The organism is Neisseria animaloris, from assembly GCF_900637855.1.
GTDB classification, from domain to species: domain Bacteria; phylum Pseudomonadota; class Gammaproteobacteria; order Burkholderiales; family Neisseriaceae; genus Neisseria; species Neisseria animaloris.
This window is the reverse complement of the sequence record NZ_LR134440.1, coordinates 731,096-748,811: the sequence shown is the minus strand read 5'-3', so window position 1 is coordinate 748,811 and position 17,716 is coordinate 731,096. Positions and strand designations below refer to the sequence as shown.

Below are 17,716 nucleotides of genomic sequence, written 5' to 3'. Positions count from 1 at the left end.
TCAGACGGCCTTAACCGAGTGTTTACAGAGGCCGTCTGAAATGATTGGAAAGCTTTTTATGCAAGCACAATTCATCACACTCGACGGCATCGACGGTGCCGGCAAATCCACCAATCTGGCGGTGATTAAAGACTGGTTCGAAGCCCGTAATCTGCCTGTGCTGTTTACTCGCGAGCCGGGCGGTACGCCGGTGGGCGAAGCCTTGCGCGAGATTCTGCTCGATCCGGCCACCAAAGCCGGCCTGCATACCGAAACGCTGTTGATGTTCGCCGCCCGCCGCCAGCATATCGAAGATGTGATTTTGCCTGCGCTTGAACGCGGCGTGAATGTCGTTTCAGACCGCTTTACTGATGCCACTTTCGCCTATCAAGGCGGTGGCCGCGGGGTGCCGTTGGAAGAAATCGCCGTACTCGAAAACTGGGTACAGGGCGGTTTCCGACCGGATTTGACGATTTTGTTGGACGTGCCTTTGGAAGTTTCGATGCAGCGTATCGGCAAAAACCGCGAAAAAGACCGTTTCGAACAGGAAGAGGCTGGTTTTTTCACCCGTGTGCGTGAAGTTTATCTGAACCGCGCCGCCGCCTCGCCCGAGCGTTATGCAGTTATCGACAGCAACCGCGATATCGGCGAGGTGAGAAAGTCGATTAATGCGGTTTTGGACGGGCACTTTAACCGATATTCGTAAGATTGGGTTTTCAGACGGCCTTTTGATACAGGGAGCAGAATGATGATGTACCGTTGGTTGTTGGCATTGAAAAAACCGGGTAACCGCTTGTGGGTAACGCCTGCGGGTTGGGCGGTGTTGGCGGTATGTTTCGCCTTTGCGGCACGTTTGGCGGGCGTGTGGCTGCCGCCCGACGTATTGCCGGAAATACAGTTGTCGACGCTGGAAGGTTTATTGGACGTGATTGCTTCGAGTATGCTGGCGGTGAGTACGTTTTCTTTGTCTATCATGGTGTCGGCATTTTCGTCGGCAGCCAACGGTGCCACACCGCGCGCTACCGAGCTGGTGATGGGGGATGACAATACCCGTACGGCGATTGCCAGTTTTATTTCCGCCTTTATTTATGCCATTATTGCCAAAACCGCGCTGGGCACGGGTTTTTACGGGCAAAACGGGCGGTTTGTATTGTTTGTCAGCACGGTTGTCGTACTGGTGTATCTGATTGTTACCCTGATACGTTGGGTGTATACGCTTTCGCAGCTCGGCCGCATGGACAACACGCTGAATAAAATCCAAACGGCGGCGCACCAGGCTTTGGTCGAATTCCGCGCCAACCCGCAGATGGGAACGGCATGGCGCGGCACGTGCGGCAGTTCGGCGCGTTTGGTAAAGGCGGGATACAGCGGGTATCTAACCCATATCGATATGGCTTCGCTGCAAAACCGTGCCGAAAAATCAGAGGCATATGTGCATATACTGGTGCGCCCGGGCGAGTTGTTGATGCACGATACGCCTTTGATGCTGATAGAGGGCGGCAACGGGCAGGGAGATGGCTTTACCGATTGTTTCGTGTTCGGACAGACAAGAAGTTACGACCAAGACCCGAACTGGGGCTTTATCGTGATGAGCGAAGTGGCGCAAAGGGCTTTGTCGCCGGCGGTAAACGACCCCGGTACGGCCATCAGCGTTATGACGGGCATGATGCGTTTGCTGACTGAGAGGCCGTCTGAAAACAACGGAAGTACCGTAACGCAATATGACCGTTTGTCGATAAAGCCTTTGGATTGCGGAGAATGGGTGCGCGACGGATTCGCTCCGATTGCACGCGACGGTGCGGGCATATTGGAAGTGGATTTGGTGATGCAGAAGGTGCTGGCCGGTATTTGGCGCAACGCTCCCGAGGCTTCGGTGTCGGAAGCTGCGGCGGAAATGGCGGAAAAGGCTTTGCAACGGGCATTGCAGGAATTATCGTTTGAGCATGATGCGCAACAATTGAAACGTAAGCACGAGGCTTTATTCGGCAATTGAATAATTGAAGCGGCTCGGACTTTGGGAAACATGACCGGAACCGTCCGAACCGTTTGCGGTGCGGTTATGTGCGTATATATGAGAGGCCGTCTGAAAAGTTTTTTCAGACGGCCTCAAGTTTATCTGCTTAAACTTTATTCAAAGCATCTTCAAAATGGGCAACCGTGCGATCGATGTTTTGCAGTTTGTCCAAGCCGAACAAGCCCAAGCGGAAAGTTTGGAAATCGTTGCGTTCGCCGCATTGCAACGGCACGCCCGAAGCAATCTGCAAGCCGTGGGCGAGAAAGGCTTTGCCGCTTTGGATGCCGGCATCGGTGGTGTAGCTGACCACCACGCCCGGCGCTTCGAAGCCTTCGGCGGCAACGCTGGGATAGCCTTTTGCCGCCAGCAGCGAACGGATTTTGCCGCCCAATTCGGTTTGGGCGGCTTGCAAACGTTCGAAGCCGACAGCCTCCGCTTCTTTCATGACATCGTGCAGTTTCAGCAGCGCATCAGTGGGCGGCGTGGCATGGTAAGCATGGCCGCCGTTTTCAAAGGTTTCCATGATTTGCAGCCATTTTTTCAGGTCGAGCGAGAAACTGTCGGATTCGGTGGTCTGCACTTTGGCATAAGCAGCTTTGTTCAGCATCACCAAACCGCAGCAGGGCGAGCCGCTCCAGCCTTTTTGCGGGGCGGAAATCAACACGTCGATGCCGAGTTTTTCCATGTCGAGCCAGATACATCCCGAAGCGATAGAGTCGATAACCAGCAAACCGCCTGCGGCATGGGTGGCTTCGGCCAGCTTCTGAATATAATTGTCGGGCAGCATGATGCCCGAAGCCGTTTCTACATGCGGTGCGAACACAACCGCGGGTTTGTAAGCAGCAATTTCTGCACATACCGCTTCAATTGGAGCAGGCGCAAATGGTGCATGAGCTTCATCGATAGGCTGTTTGGCGGTCAACACCTTTGTATCGGCAGCGATGCGGCCTTTTTCGAGAATCTGTGTCCAGCGGAAGCTGAAGAAGCCGTTGCGCACAATCAGACATTTTTCGTCGCGGGCAAGCTGGCGGGCAACCGCTTCCATGCCTGACGAGCCGCTGCCGGGAATCATGGCGACATGTTCGGCGTTGTAGACTTTTTTCAACGTGGCGGAAATATAGCGTAAGGCCGTCTGAAATTTTTGCGACATATGGTTTAAGGCGCGGTCGGTGTAAACGACCGAATATTCGAGCAGGCCGTTTCCGTCGACCTCGGGGCGGGGCAGAGTAGTCATTTTTCTTCCTTTGTATTTATATGGTGTATGGGCATGTTAGCACTATCATTGTGAGGTGTAAAAACAGGCCGTCCGAAAAGTGATTCAGACGGCCTGTTTCATGATGTTTTTACTCTTTTATTTTAGAATTGAGAAAAGTCAGTAAGCGCTCGCCGCCTTGTTTGACCGATTCGAGAAAGATGCCGGCTTCCTGCTTCTGGCTGGATAGATGGCTGACGGTAAACAGCCATCCTTCGCACGTTACCGTGTAATTGATGCCCAAGCCGCCCGCTAACGTGGGGGCGAAGGCAAAATTGAGAGTGTTGGTATCGTCGCCGAGGGTGGAGGTGGACAGAAAATCGGTGGTGAAGATTTTGTATCCTTCGTTGCGGAAGAATGTCGGCACGCGGCTGCAAACTTCAGGCACCATCAGTTGTAGTCCGAGCAGGTGCCGGTTGGCTCCGAGCCCTTGTTTAGCGGTTTTGATGCGGGCTTTGTGTTCGGCAAGCGCGGCACTCAATGCTTCCTTATTGGGTTGTTCACGCAGCAGGCCGGTTACGAAAGCTAGCGATTCATCGGAGATAGGGCGCACGCACTCCGTACGACCGCTTTGAAAATGGCTGACATCGACAGCTTCGTAAGTGTTGCGGACATCGCCGTAAGTGGAAAGCTGCGCATATTGCAGCAAAAACTGCATCAAAGCATCTTGGCTGATGCCTTCGGGGATTTTGTAACCGTTAAACGGAACGGTGATGCTGAGCACGCTCATTTTGGCGGCGCGGGCGGCATAGTTTTTCTGCCATTGCGCCCAGTTCTGTTGAAGGGTTTCGTCCAACTGCCATTGGTAACGGTTGACCGCCGGTTGTATGGTTTGGCCGGCGGGTTTGTTTAGATGCTCCGCAGCACGCACGACGATGCCTTTGAGTGCGCCGCCATCTTCCCAAGCGTGTTCGCAATGTAGGAATAAACGTCGGGTAACGGTGTTGTAACAATAAGTTGTGGGTTTGTAACACCACACGTTTTGTTGCGGCACGAAGGTGGCGAGGGTGAGGTCGGCATCGGCATCGAGGTCTTCTTGGTTGATGCTGATGTGGAACAGGTCGTTTTCGATATACTTGACCAGCTCGGCGTTATCGGCCTCTAAACGCAGGGCTTCGTATACGGTTGCGGTTCCGTCCCCGCCCAAATAGCAGGGAACGGCGACGGGGAAAGGATTGTTGTCGGAATCGGCCAGAATCTGCCCGAAAGCCTGTTTGAACGTATCGGGATGATAGGCTTCGAATTGCTCGTCGAGCGCGGTAATGCGGTAGTAAAAGCCGTTGTGCAATATCCCGATATGGCGGCCGCCTTGCGGGGCGAAATGATAGCGGTCGGTTCCCTGACGGGGAACGCGGCAGGCTCCTTGCAGAATTTTCCATTGCTCCATGCAGACGGGCGTGCCTTGCGGCGTTTTCGGTGTCGGAATGCGGTTGTGATGGTAGTCGGCGCATACGGAAGCCAGTGCGGCAGTCCATTCCGCCAGTCCTTTGTCGAACGTTTGAACGGTAAACCCCACATTGCTGGTTAGCGGAAGGGGGGTACGGATTTTTAAATAGCTTTCCAGCCATACATCAATCAGCCAGCTTTTTTCGGCTTTGTTATCAAATTTTTGAAGGGTCGCTTGCAGTTCGGGGCCTTTGCCGCGGGCGGATTTGAAATAGCGGGTGGCGGCTACGGTTTTTTTGTATTCTTCGTCGGTCAGCAGCGGCCGTACTTGCTTCAGATAACGTTCGCAGGTTTCGTTGAGATCGGGAATGGGCAAACGGGGGAGCGGGGGCATGTTTTCTCCTTTCAGACGGCCTGTCTTCGGTTAATGGAAAACCGCATGGTGAAGGCGGCGGGTTGCAGTTTGTCGGTCAATATCTGTCAGGCAGGGCGGCAGGCAAGCCGGTTGTGTTCTCCGTTAATTATTTTTTGATTGTTCCCGTAATGCTTTCAGATGGATTTTTACTTGTTCTACAGTGTCGTGGCTGAACAGGCTTTCGATGTTTTTCCAAATGCTGTGGAAACCGTAGGGGCCTTGCAGCATTTCGGCTTTGGCTTGGTCAACCGTCCAGCCGTGGTAAACGATGCGGTACATTCCCGAAATCAAGCCCGTGCGGTCCGCCCCATGGTAACAGTGTACCAACACAGGGCCTTTTTTCTGTTGCTGCTCGATTAGAAACAGCGTTTGGGCAATATCTTGCGGGCGGATACGCCATGTCAGCAGGGGGCTGTTGATTAAGGCGATATTGCGGTTTGCCAAAAGGGTGTCGTTGTTGTTGCGGTCGAAAAAGCGCAGGTTTACTACGCTTTTGATACCCAGTTTTTCAATGGTGGCCACATCGTCGTTTACCGGTTGTTCGCTGCGGAACAGCAAATGGTCGACGCGGTAGAGGTTGGCATCGCGTTTAACAACGGTGGCCCAGCCCAAAGGTTTGGTATTTGTACCGGCGGGCAGTTGTTCCGCCCGAGCGAAACAGCTTAAGGTCAATACTAAGATGCTGAGTGTGATGCGCATATAAAATTTCCGTTTCCCGTTTAAGCCGGATAACAGTTTAAGCGGTTGTTGCAATAATATTCTATTTCCAATTAAAAATGGGCTGCCGTTTGAAAATTCAAGATAAGGCCGTCTGAATGGTGTACCGGGTTTTCAGACGGCCTCCGAGGGCTTGGTGTTTATAGCCCCATCGCATGTTTAATCAAGCGGTTTTTGACGGCGGGGGTGGCGTTGACCAGATTCAGGCCGGTGTTGCGCAGCCAGGGCAGGGCGGGGAGGTGTTGTTCGTTGAACAGATGAAACAGGCCGTCGCAGCCGAGCTGCATGGTGCGGACGGGTTCCAGGCGGTTGCGGGCGTATTGTTTCAACAGCTGGTGTGCACCGACATCGGGTGCGTTGCGACTGAGGCGTGTGAATTCAATCACGTCGCCGAAGCCGAGGTTCACGCCTTGTCCGGCGAGCGGGTGGATGGTATGCGCTGCATCGCCCATCAGTAAAATGCGTTGGGCTACGGTGGATTCGGGGCGGCGCAGGATTAAATCGAAGGCGAAGGCGGGGGAGAGGGGTGAGAGTTGGCCGAGTACGTTTTCGCCTTGCGCGGTAACGGCGGCGGCCAGGTCTTCGGGGTTGAGGCCGGTAAGTTTTTCAGGCTCACGGGTGCTCCATACGATGGAAATTTTTTTGTCGGGCAGCGGCAGGTAGGCAAGCACGTCGCCGTTTTTGAACCATTGGAAGGCGGTGCCGTGGTGGTCTTGCTCGGTGCGGAAGTTGGCGACTACGCCGTGCTGGCGGTAGGGGTCTTCTTTAACGGAGATGCCTGCTTGGCTGCGCACCCATGAGTTGGCACCGTCTGCGCCGATAATCAGTTTGGCTTGCAGCGTTTCACCGTTTTTAAGGGATAGCGAGGCCGTCTGAACGTTGGTTTCGAGTTTTTCGGCGGCTTCGGTAATTACGGGTATTTCTAATGCGCGGATTTGCTGCCACAGGCCGGCGAGCAGCCAGCGGTTTTCGGCGATGCAGGTGAGGCGGGGTGCGTCAATGTCGGCGGCTGTGAACTCGATGCGGCCGCCGTTGTCGCCGCGCACGTCCATGCGTGAAACGGGTTGGATACGGCTTTCAGACGGCCATGCGCCTAAGGATTGGAGCAGGCTTTGATTGGTTGGGCTGATGGCGTAAATCCGTGCGTCCCAACCGGTTTCGAGTTTGGTGAAATCGGTTTCGGGAGGGCGGATTTCCAGCAGGGCAACATCCCGCCCTTGCTGTTTGAGGGCGACTGCGGCGGCGGCACCGACCAACCCGCCGCCGATAATCAGGATTTCGTGGTTCATCTTTAAGCAGTTCTGTTAGGGATTGGCGGGATTATACCTGTTTCAGACGGCCTTTTATATTTGAGGCCGTCTGAAAACTTATTGCACAGGGCTTGGTCTATATGCAGCCGGAAAGACAGCCGGATTTGGCGAACGGCATATACATTTTGGGTTATGATTCACGCAGGTTGCATCAAACTGCTTTTTACTCCGGCGGGACTAAATAGACACCGATAACCACAGTCGGTAGAATTGATGCCGTCTGAAAATAAGGGAAACCATGAATATTCTGATTTGTAATGACGACGGCTATCTTTCCCCGGGCATCGCTATTCTTGCACGGGTGGCCGCAGAATTTGCCAACGTGCGCGTGGTTGCGCCCGAACGCGACCGCAGCGGGGTCAGCAATTCTCTTACGCTCGACCTCCCCTTGCGTATCCGAGAGGCCGACAACGGCTTTTATTATGTGAGCGGCACGCCGACCGACTGCATTCATCTGGCTTTGCATGCTTTGCCTGAGTTTCAGCCCGATTTGGTGCTTTCCGGCATCAACAACGGTGCCAACATGGGCGACGACACGTTATATTCCGGCACGGTGGCCGCAGCAACCGAGGCTTATTTGTTGGGTATTCCTGCTGTCGCGTTTTCTTTAAACGATTTCAGCGGACGCTATTGGGAAACCGCCGAAAGAGCCGCTTGGATTATGTTGGAACACTTGCTGAAAAATCCGCCCGAACAGCCGATTTTATGGAATGTGAACATTCCCGCCGTTGCACCCGAAGATATTCAGGGTTGTAAAATTACCCGTTTGGGCAAGCGGCATCATGTGCAAAGCATCGTGCCGGCACGCAACCCGCGCGGAGAATCGGTTTACTGGATCGGCCCGATAGGCGACATTTCCGACCGCAACGGCGGCACCGATTTTGCCGAAAGCGAAGCCGGCTACATCACCGTTACGCCGTTGCAGATTGATTTGACCGATTACGAAAAAATGGACCAAGTGGCAGATTTCTGGCAGGGAGTGATGCCGTAATGCAGGGAAACTGGACAGGCTTTGAAAACCGCCGCCGCCGTATGATAGAGCGTTTGGCGAGAATGGGCATAGGCACGCGGGTTTTACAGGCCATGGATCGTGTGCCGCGCCATCTTTTTGTTGAAGAAGCCCTGCAAACCCGCGCTTACGATGAAATGTCGCTGCCCTTAGGCTTGGGGCAGACCATCTCCCAGCCTTACACCGTGGCCAAGATGACGGAGCTGCTGTTGGGCGGTTCATCGCAAAATATGCGGCGCGTACTCGAAATCGGCACGGGGTGCGGCTATCAGACGGCTGTTTTGCTGGCGTTAGACCTGCCGGAAATCTATTCGGTGGAGCGCCTCCGCCCCCTGCACGAGCGTGCCAAGCAGCATTTGCGCGCGGCCGGGTTGTTGGCCAAAGCCCGTACGGTGTGCGGCGACGGTTACTTGGGTTTGCCCGAAGTCGCCCCGTTCGACGGCATATTGGTTACGGCCGCTCCCGCAGAAATCCCGCTGGCGCTTTTGCAGCAGCTTGCTGTTGGCGGGCGTATGGTATTGCCGCTCGACGAAGGCGGCGTGCAGTATTTGTGGCTGATTGAAAAAACACCGCAGGGATACCGTGAAACCTGCGTACAGGAAGCCAACTTTGTACCGCTGGTCAGCGGTATGGATACTTAAATCGTAAAGACTTGAGAGCAGGGCATAATTTGTTTTATGATATGCCGCGATTCCAAATTCAAACCAAACAGAAGGTAAGAAAATATGTTGAAAAAAACCGCATTTCGCGCCGGTTCGGCTGCCCTGGTTTTAATGTTGGGGGCATGTTCTTGGCTTCAACAGCCCGCAGCTCCCGTTACGTCAGGTACATCAAGTTCGGCATCTTCGCAGGCCGGTCAAAGCAATCCGTATGGCGCAACGCCCTATGAGCCGAATGCGGCAGGTGCAAGTGCTGCAGCGCCTGAGCCTTATACTCCGCCCACTGCCGGCGGTGCTCCGGCCAGTAGTGGCGGTGCTTACATACCTTCTAATGCGCCGGTCGACACCAATGCCGCCACCCATACCGTTGTACGTGGCGACACGGTTTACAACATCGCTAAACGCTACAACATTACCCAAGACAATTTGCGCGAATGGAATAATCTGGCTGACAACACCATCAGCGTAGGTCAAACTCTGCGTGTGAAACCCGCAGGTTATGTTGCGCCTGCCGATGCGCCTTCTGCTTCTACGCCTGCATCTAAACCTGCTCCGGTTGCAACGCAGCCCAAACCTGCCCCCTCTACTACTGAGCCGGCAAAGACTCCGACCGTATCGACAGGCAGTACGCGCACTGTTTCCGGCATCACTTGGCAGCGCCCTACCGCAGGTAATATCATCACTCAATTCGGCGGTGGCAGCAAAGGTGTCGATATTGCAGGCACTGCGGGTCAAGCTGTGGTTTCGGCTGCCGACGGTAAGGTGGTTTATGCCGGCTCCGGCCTGCGCGGTTACGGTAATCTGGTTATCGTTCAGCACAATACTATGTTCCTAACTGCTTACGGTCATAACCAAAATCTGTTGGTAAAAGAAGGCCAGACTGTGAAACGCGGCCAAACCATCGCGCGTATGGGAAATACCGATGCCGACCGTGTCAAACTTCATTTTGAAGTGCGTCAAAGTGGCAAACCCGTGAATCCTACGCAGTTTGTTGCATTTTAATTAAGTAACTTTTCTAGGAAGGCCGTCTGAAAACACGAATTTGGGTTTTCAGACGGCCTTTTCTTAAAATAAGAAAAGAATGCTATGAGGCCGTCTGAAACGAGTTTTCAGACGGCCTCATATATCGGTTTTAAGAATGTCAGCAAACCGTTGCTCGTTGAACCTTTGGCTATTGCCTACGCGTTGCCGTTTTGGAAAATAAATTAACTTTAACGGCTATTTAAGAGTAACAAAATAGTTGGCTATAATTGCCCCATTTTTATAACTGTCTAATAACTTTAGGGAAATACATGAGAAAAAACGTCTGGAAGCCATTGTTAGTTGCCTTATTGCTCACCGTGTTGGCTTATAGTTTTTGGTATAGCGCGCCTTGGCTGAAGCTCTGCTACGGTTTGGCCTTATTTTTGTTCGGTATGCAGTGTATTGAAGAAGGTTTGCATAATGCGGCCGGCGGTACATTGGAGCGGTTGATGGCGAAAAGCACCGCAACGCCGGGCAAAGGTTTGTTTTTCGGTATCGGTGCCACTTTTATTTTGCAATCAAGTACTTTGGTGTCTTTGCTGACGATTGCCTTTTTAAGTACCGGTTTGATTACGTTGGCCGGCGGCATCGCCGTGATTTTAGGTACGAACTTGGGGGCGACCAGCGGCATTTGGCTGTTGGCCATAGCAGGGCAGAGCATCAGCTTGAGCCCTATTGCCATACCCATGCTGGTGTTCGGCATTCTGGCGGGCTTCTTTAATAACAAAGCCAAAGCCGTCGGAAGAGTGTTGGTAGGTATTTCACTGATTTTTATCGGAATTGATGCCATTAAAAACGGCTTCCGAGATTTGGGCGGGCAGGTCGATTTTGCTTCTATTCAGGTAAGCGGTGTGGCAGAAATTGCCATTTTCAGTGGTATAGGTTTGCTGTTGACGATTGTTTTGCAATCTTCACATGCCACATTGATTCTTACTTTAGCGGCTTTGGCCGGCGGACAAATCAGCTTGGTGCAAGGTTTTGCCATTGCGGTCGGTTCTAACGTGGGCAGTAGCATTTCAACCGCTTTTGTCGGCATGCTCGGCAGTGAACGGAGCAGCCAGCGTTTGGTATTGGCACATCTGCTATTTAATGTGGTTACCGCGGTGTTGTCATTGTTGCTGTGGTTGCCGCTAACCAAATTCGTTACTTTGCTTGCTGCATGGACAGGAATGGGCGTGCTATTGCAACTGGCTTTATTTCACACGTTATTCAACGGCTTGGGACTCGCGGTATTTTGGAAGTTGCAAAATCAACTTGCGGAAAAACTTCTGAGATGGTTGCCGGAAAGAGCAGAAGCCGAATTGTTACCGGAAGACAGCAAGCCCGTCCGTGCCCGTTATTTGAACGACAATATGCTGCGTGCAGGAGATACGGCTTTGCGGGCAGTGTTTAAGGAAATTAACCACCTGAGCGCGTTGAGCTTGGAAGTTATCTGCCATGTGCTGTTTATATCGGTGGAGCGGTTATATCAGAGTAATGTCGATCCGGATGAAGAATTGCCTCCCCCCGAGCCGCCGCTACATTTGGATGTTCAGGCGTATTATGAAAGCCAAGTGAAGCCTCTATACAGTGATGTGTTGGACTTTACCAGCAAAATCGATATTGACGGTGCAGAACAGCAGCAACGGCTCACTACGGCACATATGGCAGCGTTTCAAATGGTGGAAATTGTTAAAGAAAGCAAGCATTTGCAGAAGAATATGCAGATTTATTTGCAGCAGCCCGGTTCGCCGGCATTTAACGACTATATGCGTTTGCGCCGCCATTTGTTTAAAACGTTAATCTTATTCCGCCGTGTTACGGCATTGCCCATCAATACCCCGGAATGGGAGGAAGAAGTGGATAAATTTTCCAAACATATTGATTCTTTGGAAAATCTCCGCGCCCGTATATTGGTAAAACTGCGTAATAAGCGAATTAGCGGCTGGCAAACTTCTTCGTTGATGAATGATATCAACTATGCACGCCGTATCGGTTGGGGAATGCAGGAAATTATCCATACGGCCGATTTGGATTTCTCATCGAAAGAGCAGCTTGCAGCATGAAAGCAGGCCGTCTGAAAAACATCTTTCAGACGGCCTCCACGATATAATACCGGCTTAACACCCAAACCATTGTTTCCGATTCATGAACAACTCCCAAACAAAGTGTAAACATCCCCATGCAAATAACCTGTTGGAACAGGTGGCCGACGCATGGCCGCAGCATTTGCCGCCTCAGACGGTGATTGAAGTCGGATTGAGCGGCGGTTTGGATTCCGTTGTGTTGCTGCATTTATTGTCATGTATGCGCAAACGGTTCAGATTTGTTTTGAAGGCAGTGCATGTCCACCACGGGTTGAATGAAAAAGCAGACGAATGGGCTGCTTTTTGCAACACCTTATGCGATCGGTTGGATATTCCGCTTCGGCTGGAAAAAGTGTGCGTTGAGAAAAACGGCTTGGGCATAGAAGCCGCAGCGCGAAAAGAACGCTATCGTATTTTTTCAGACGGCCGGAGCGATATCGTGGCATTGGCCCATCATCGCGGCGATCAAGTGGAAACATTTATGTTGGCAGCCATGCGCGGCGGAGGATTGCGTGCGTTGTCGGCCATGCCAGAGTGGAGGGCGTTGAATGAACGCACGCAAATATGGCGGCCGCTTCTGGGGTTCACACGTGAACAACTGGCCGACTATGCCGACATGCACGATTTGATTTATGTTGAAGATTCCAGCAACCAAGACTCGGGCTTTCTACGCAATTGGTTACGTAACGATGCTTTGCCCGTTTGGCGCTCCCGCCTACCGCATCTCGACAACCATATAATCGGCAGTATCGCGTCATTGCAGAATGAGCTTGCCTTGTTGGATGAAATTGTGCAGCAAGATCATCAATATATCTGCGCCACAGGAACATTTGATTTGCAACGTTGGCGCAGTTTGAGTGAAGTGCGTCGTCGGCAACAATTATGGTATTTTGCCAAGATTCACGAATTGGGTGTGCCGACAGCAGAAAGTATCGCCGATTTTTCACGTGTACTAAATAGTATTCAGACAGCCTCTGCGGAATGGCAACTGCCGGACGGGCGGATTTATGCCTATCAAAACCGTTTGTTTGTTCAAAAAAACGGCTGGGAAAAAGAATGCGCATGGATTGGAAACGAGCAGATTTTGGCAGGCCGTCTGAAAAAAATATTGCCGGAAAACGGTTTTACCTTGAGGCGTAATTTGTTTGGAATTTGTGAAGAATTGTTAGATGGTCAAGGGTGCATTAGAGCGGCAAATGCCGATGATGTCATTGCATTGACCGTTGGTCATAAAAGTGTTCGGAAAATTTTACAAGAATGCAAGATTCCATCCTTTGTGAGGAAATATTGGCCGATTGTAACGGATAGCCAAAATAAATGTTTGGCTATTGCCAATATTTGGGTAAGCGTTCATTATGGCTGTCAAAATGGGGTACTGCCTGTTTTCGACAAATTTAATTGCTTTGTTTTGGAACCAAAGCAGAGGTAAAGTGTCTTATGTTCAACAATGTGTGCTTTACCTTTTCTATGTTTGTAATCTCGTAAAATAAAGGTCTGACATGAATGATCGTAAAATCGATCAAGCATTGGTAGAGCGTGCGCAAAAAGGCGAACATAAAGCGTTTGAATTACTGGTATCAAAATACCAGCGTCGTCTTACCCGTTTATTGTCTCGTTTTATTAAGGACGAGCACGAAGTAAACGACGTGGCACAAGAAGCCTTGATAAAAGCGTATAGAGCCTTGCCTAATTTTCGAGGTGAAAGTGCTTTTTATACATGGCTTTATCGTATTGGTATCAATACGGCTAAAAACTTTTTGGTTACTTCCGGCAAACGGCCTTTTGTAAGCGCCGATGTCGCAAATGACGAAGGGGATGTTCTCGATTTAGCCGATCAGCTTGCCGATCATCACACACCGGAAGCTGAGATGATGAATCGGGAGATTTTAGAAACGGTAGAGGCAGCCATTGCCAAATTGCCGGATGATTTACGGAAAGCCATCTCTTTGCGAGAGATGGAAGGTTTGTCTTACGAGGAAATTGCTCAGATAATGGACTGTCCTATCGGTACCGTACGCTCGCGAATTTTTAGAGCACGCGAGGTAATCGCTAAAGATTTAAGGCCGTTGTTGGATACGTCTGAAGACCAAAGGTGGTAAAATAATGAACCAAAACAAAGATTTCGAATTTGTATCTGCCGCCATGGATGATGACAACTTATCAGAAGAAGCACTTGATAAATTGCTATCTGATAGTGATGCTCAGCAAAAATGGTATGAATATCATTTGATTCGCGATTATATGCAACATGCTAAATCGGCTGTAGGTAAAGATATTGAATTGACAAATGAAAAAATTCTTTTAACACAATCTGCTACGGCAGAAGGCAAACAGGTTTTTGTTGCACGCCCTGTCGCTTCTGCGTCTAATCATGCTTTCCGCGGTTTTGCTGTGGCTGCCAGTATATTGGCTGTAGCCGTTGGTGTATGGCAGTTCTGGCCGCAAATGAATGCTGAAAGTGAGGCTAATGTTGTTGAGCAGTCTACTCCTGCAAAACCGACTCAAACGGAAATTGTTTCAGTGGGCGGAAATGCAGCGGCAAAAAATAATGCAGTAGCTAATGCTGAGGCGCAAGGCACCGTAGTTCCCAATGCTGCAAAGGCTGCTCAAGCAACGGAAACAGTTGAAAAGCAGACTGCTGTGAGAGTAGAAAAATTGTCGGCAGGAAATAGTACTGCCAGTGCCGCACATTAATCAGTTTATGGAAAGTTGCTATTGATTCTCTAAAAGCCGTCTAAAATTTAGGCGGCTTATTTTTACTCTTCCTTAATATTATAAGAAATAAAGATTAATTTAGCCGTCGGAACAATATTTCAGACGGCTTAAATAATTAAATAATATCTTCCAAATTTCAAGAAAAATGCAGTTATATTTTATGTAATTGTTTCGCTGCTTCAATGGCGTAGTACGTTAAAATACCATCCGCACCTGCTCGTTTAAACGCTAATAAACTTTCCAAAATCACTTTGCTGCCATCAAGCCAACCATTTTGAATGGCAGCTTGTAACATAGCATATTCTCCCGATACCTGATAAGCATAAGTTGGTACGCCAAATTCATCTTTTACCCTGCGTATTATGTCCAAATAAGGCAGACCCGGTTTTACCATTACCATATCAGCTCCTTCTTGTATATCCAAGGCAACTTCTTGCAAGGCTTCATTGGTGTTTGCAGGATCCATTTGGTAGGTGTATTTATCGGCTTTGCCTAAATTGGCAGAGCTGCCTACCGCATCGCGGAATGGCCCGTAAAAAGCAGAAGCATATTTGGCTGAATAAGCCATTATACGCGTGTGAATATGTCCTGCATCTTCTAATGCTTCACGAATGAAGCCAATACGTCCATCCATCATATCGGAAGGCGCAACAACCTGTGCTCCTGCGGCAGCATGGCATAAAGCTTGTTTAATCAAAACATCAATTGTTTCATCATTTAAAACATAGCCAGTATTGTCAATCAATCCGTCTTGCCCGTGAATGGTATAGGGATCTAGGGCAATGTCGGTCATGATACCCAATTCAGGAAAGGTTTCGCGTAATTTTCTTACTGTGGTAGGAACTAATCCATCTGGATTGTAAGCTTCTTCAGCAGTTTCGGTTTTGTTTCGTGTGATTACTGGGAATAAGGCTAACATAGGAATACCTAATTCAACAGCCTTTTCTGCAGTATATAAAAGTTTATCAAGACTTTGCCTCTTAATTCCAGGCATGGATGCAACTGCTTCTTCTTGGTTTTGTCCTTCTAAAATAAAAACAGGATAAATCAAATCATTAACTGTTAGAGTGTGTTCGCGCATCAGACGTCGAGAAAAATCGTCTTTACGCATACGTCGCATGCGAGTCGAGGTGAAGAGGCGGAAAGGAAAATTCATGTATGTTCCTTTAATAATAAAGAAGTTAGCAAATTAAAAATTATTTTGTAAAAGGTAAAAGTAAGTGGTTTAGTTTTTTAAAGAGTAAAAAATCAATTGTATAAAATCTATGCTAAATAAAATTTCTTGATAAAACAGTGGTCTGTTTGTTTTTCGGTCGGATTTTTCTGCTGTGGGGTTGACGTTATTGGGGGAGGGCGGGTATAGTTCGGTTCTTCGCTGCTTCGGCGGTGTTTGAAAGCGAATATTCATTATAACAGATTTTGCGTTAGGCAGTATTGGTTGTGATGATGTTCGGGACGCTCTTTAACAGAACAGATTACCGATAAGTGTGAGTGCGATTGGGCCTCACACTGCGACAAAAACAGACAAGATAAATATCTTTGTCGGTTTCTTTGAAGCAGACCAGAAGTTAAAGTTAGAGATTGAACATAAGAGTTTGATCCTGGCTCAGATTGAACGCTGGCGGCATGCTTTACACATGCAAGTCGAACGGCAGCACGGAAGAGCTTGCTCTTTTGGTGGCGAGTGGCGAACGGGTGAGTAATACATCGGAACGTACCGAGTAGTGGGGGATAACTGTCCGAAAGGATGGCTAATACCGCATATTCTCTGAGGAGGAAAGCAGGGGACCTTCGGGCCTTGCGCTATTTGAGCGGCCGATGTCTGATTAGCTAGTTGGTGGGGTAAAGGCCTACCAAGGCGACGATCAGTAGCGGGTCTGAGAGGATGATCCGCCACACTGGGACTGAGACACGGCCCAGACTCCTACGGGAGGCAGCAGTGGGGAATTTTGGACAATGGGGGGAACCCTGATCCAGCCATGCCGCGTGTCTGAAGAAGGCCTTCGGGTTGTAAAGGACTTTTGTCAGGGAAGAAAAGCTTGAGGTTAATACCCTTGGGTGATGACGGTACCTGAAGAATAAGCACCGGCTAACTACGTGCCAGCAGCCGCGGTAATACGTAGGGTGCGAGCGTTAATCGGAATTACTGGGCGTAAAGCGGGCGCAGACGGTTACTTAAGTCAGATGTGAAATCCCCGGGCTCAACCTGGGAACTGCGTTTGAAACTGGGTGACTAGAGTATGTCAGAGGGGGGTAGAATTCCACGTGTAGCAGTGAAATGCGTAGAGATGTGGAGGAATACCGATGGCGAAGGCAGCCCCCTGGGATAATACTGACGTTCATGCCCGAAAGCGTGGGTAGCAAACAGGATTAGATACCCTGGTAGTCCACGCCCTAAACGATGTCAATTAGCTGTTGGGGTACTTGATGCCTTAGTAGCGTAGCTAACGCGTGAAATTGACCGCCTGGGGAGTACGGTCGCAAGATTAAAACTCAAAGGAATTGACGGGGACCCGCACAAGCGGTGGATGATGTGGATTAATTCGATGCAACGCGAAGAACCTTACCTGGTCTTGACATGTACGGAATCCTCCAGAGACGGAGGAGTGCCTTCGGGAGCCGTAACACAGGTGCTGCATGGCTGTCGTCAGCTCGTGTCGTGAGATGTTGGGTTAAGTCCCGCAACGAGCGCAACCCTTGTCATTAGTTGCCATCATTAAGTTGGGCACTCTAATGAGACTGCCGGTGACAAGCCGGAGGAAGGTGGGGATGACGTCAAGTCCTCATGGCCCTTATGACCAGGGCTTCACACGTCATACAATGGTCGGTACAGAGGGTAGCCAAGCCGCGAGGTGGAGCCAATCCCAGAAAACCGATCGTAGTCCGGATTGCACTCTGCAACTCGAGTGCATGAAGTCGGAATCGCTAGTAATCGCAGGTCAGCATACTGCGGTGAATACGTTCCCGGGTCTTGTACACACCGCCCGTCACACCATGGGAGTGGGGGATACCAGAAGTAGGTAGGGTAACCGTAAGGAGCCCGCTTACCACGGTATGCTTCATGACTGGGGTGAAGTCGTAACAAGGTAGCCGTAGGGGAACCTGCGGCTGGATCACCTCCTTTCTAGAGAAAAAAGAGGTTTGGTCGCATTCACACTTATCGGTAAACTG

The 17,716-nt window shown here is 50.3% G+C and carries 14 protein-coding genes and 1 rRNA gene; 10 read left to right on the top strand and 5 right to left on the bottom strand.

Going from position 1 to position 17,716, the window contains the following annotated elements; genetic code table 11:
• Positions 1 to 58 precede the first annotated feature (58 nt).
• Positions 59 to 685 carry a dTMP kinase gene (gene tmk / locus EL216_RS03610; protein ID WP_085389604.1) on the top strand — a complete coding sequence of 209 codons (627 nt, stop codon included), beginning with the start codon at positions 59 to 61 and terminating at the stop codon, positions 683 to 685.
• A 39-nt stretch (positions 686 to 724) separates the two neighbouring features.
• Entirely contained in the window at positions 725 to 1,972 is a 1,248-nt protein-coding gene (locus EL216_RS03605; protein ID WP_232005262.1) for a DUF2254 domain-containing protein, read from the top strand.
• A gap of 127 nt (positions 1,973 to 2,099) precedes the next feature.
• Here EL216_RS03605 and EL216_RS03600 read toward each other — a convergent pair whose 3' ends face one another.
• The 4 genes from EL216_RS03600 to EL216_RS03585 all read right to left on the bottom strand — a co-directional run bounded on the left by EL216_RS03600 (position 2,100) and on the right by EL216_RS03585 (position 7,052).
• Positions 2,100 to 3,227 carry an aminotransferase class V-fold PLP-dependent enzyme gene (locus EL216_RS03600; RefSeq protein WP_085389543.1) on the bottom strand — a complete coding sequence of 376 codons (1,128 nt, stop codon included), beginning with the start codon at positions 3,225 to 3,227 and terminating at the stop codon, positions 2,100 to 2,102.
• Positions 3,228 to 3,336: 109 nt separating this feature from the next.
• Positions 3,337 to 5,025, bottom strand: a complete 1,689-nt coding sequence (locus tag EL216_RS03595; RefSeq protein WP_085389544.1) for a choline/carnitine O-acyltransferase — start codon at positions 5,023 to 5,025, stop codon at positions 3,337 to 3,339.
• 123 nt (positions 5,026 to 5,148) lie between these two features.
• Positions 5,149 to 5,745: a tyrosine-protein phosphatase gene (locus EL216_RS03590; RefSeq protein ID WP_085389545.1), complete on the bottom strand. Its 597-nt coding sequence runs from the start codon at positions 5,743 to 5,745 to the stop codon at positions 5,149 to 5,151.
• A 158-nt stretch (positions 5,746 to 5,903) separates the two neighbouring features.
• Positions 5,904 to 7,052, bottom strand: coding sequence for an FAD-dependent monooxygenase (locus EL216_RS03585; protein ID WP_126300832.1), 1,149 nt, complete (start codon positions 7,050 to 7,052; stop codon positions 5,904 to 5,906).
• A gap of 259 nt (positions 7,053 to 7,311) precedes the next feature.
• Here EL216_RS03585 and surE point away from each other — a divergent pair, with 259 nt between their 5' ends.
• The 7 genes from surE to EL216_RS03550 all read left to right on the top strand — a co-directional run bounded on the left by surE (position 7,312) and on the right by EL216_RS03550 (position 14,524).
• The gene (gene surE / locus EL216_RS03580; protein ID WP_085389547.1) at positions 7,312 to 8,064 is read left to right on the top strand and encodes a 5'/3'-nucleotidase SurE; all 753 of its coding nucleotides are present in this window, start codon (positions 7,312 to 7,314) and stop codon (positions 8,062 to 8,064) included.
• Positions 8,064 to 8,723 (top strand): protein-L-isoaspartate(D-aspartate) O-methyltransferase, encoded by a 660-nt coding sequence (locus tag EL216_RS03575; RefSeq protein ID WP_054600523.1) that lies wholly within the window; start codon positions 8,064 to 8,066, stop codon positions 8,721 to 8,723. Before surE ends, EL216_RS03575 begins: the two co-directional genes overlap by 1 nt.
• An 84-nt stretch (positions 8,724 to 8,807) precedes the next feature.
• On the top strand, positions 8,808 to 9,743 hold the full coding sequence (locus EL216_RS03570; RefSeq protein ID WP_085389548.1) for a peptidoglycan DD-metalloendopeptidase family protein: 936 nt from the start codon (positions 8,808 to 8,810) through the stop codon (positions 9,741 to 9,743).
• Between the two features lie 290 nt (positions 9,744 to 10,033).
• Positions 10,034 to 11,809 (top strand): Na/Pi cotransporter family protein, encoded by a 1,776-nt coding sequence (locus tag EL216_RS03565; protein ID WP_085389549.1) that lies wholly within the window; start codon positions 10,034 to 10,036, stop codon positions 11,807 to 11,809.
• 82 nt (positions 11,810 to 11,891) lie between these two features.
• A complete protein-coding gene (gene tilS / locus EL216_RS03560; protein ID WP_085389550.1) occupies positions 11,892 to 13,259 on the top strand; it encodes a tRNA lysidine(34) synthetase TilS in 1,368 nt (455 codons plus the stop codon).
• Positions 13,260 to 13,329: 70 nt separating this feature from the next.
• Entirely contained in the window at positions 13,330 to 13,929 is a 600-nt protein-coding gene (rpoE, locus tag EL216_RS03555) for an RNA polymerase sigma factor RpoE (RefSeq protein ID WP_085389551.1), read from the top strand.
• Between the two features lie 4 nt (positions 13,930 to 13,933).
• The gene (locus tag EL216_RS03550; protein WP_085389552.1) at positions 13,934 to 14,524 is read left to right on the top strand and encodes an RseA family anti-sigma factor; all 591 of its coding nucleotides are present in this window, start codon (positions 13,934 to 13,936) and stop codon (positions 14,522 to 14,524) included.
• Between the two features lie 172 nt (positions 14,525 to 14,696).
• Here EL216_RS03550 and hemB read toward each other — a convergent pair whose 3' ends face one another.
• Positions 14,697 to 15,701 carry a porphobilinogen synthase gene (gene hemB / locus EL216_RS03545; RefSeq protein WP_085389553.1) on the bottom strand — a complete coding sequence of 335 codons (1,005 nt, stop codon included), beginning with the start codon at positions 15,699 to 15,701 and terminating at the stop codon, positions 14,697 to 14,699.
• Positions 15,702 to 16,128: 427 nt separating this feature from the next.
• On the opposite strand from hemB, the gene EL216_RS03540 reads away from it, so the two are divergent.
• Positions 16,129 to 17,669: ribosomal RNA gene (locus tag EL216_RS03540) — 16S ribosomal RNA — on the top strand.
• The last annotated feature ends 47 nt before the right edge of the window (positions 17,670 to 17,716 follow it).